Consider the following 419-nt stretch of genomic DNA (forward strand, 5'->3'; position numbering starts at 1 on the left):
AACGATTTTTTTAATACAATATTGTTGCCACACTTAGGACATTTTCCTACAATACTTTTTTCTGCTTCTTTTTCTTTCTGTTCCTGGTAATCAGAAAAATTTAGTTTTTCTATATCGTTAGGTACAGCTTCCAGTAAATGAACAATGAATTTTTTGATATTCGTAATAAAGTTCTCTTGATTGCCTTCTCTTTTACCGATTTTTTTTAAATACGTTTCCCATTTAGCCGTCATTTCAGCACTCGTTAAAAGGTGCTGACTTTCAACTGCCTGGCACAATAATTTTCCTTTTTCAGTTACAACAAGCTTATTCTTAATCACTTGGATATATTCTTTTTGTTTTAACGCTTCAATAATACTTGCTCTTGTCGCTTCTGTTCCAATCCCCTCAACTTCTTGTAAAATCTTGATTGCTTCTTC

The 419-nt window shown here is 32.2% G+C and carries 1 protein-coding gene; it reads right to left on the minus strand.

All coding sequences use genetic code 11. The annotated features are described in order from the left end of the window. Nucleotides 1-419 (minus strand): DNA topoisomerase (locus AB3I34_RS14000; RefSeq protein ID WP_287123830.1); only part of this gene is annotated, 419 nt, incomplete at both ends.

It is taken from the genome of Enterococcus sp. C102(2024), from assembly GCF_040888205.1.
GTDB classification, from domain to species: domain Bacteria; phylum Bacillota; class Bacilli; order Lactobacillales; family Enterococcaceae; genus Enterococcus; species Enterococcus faecalis.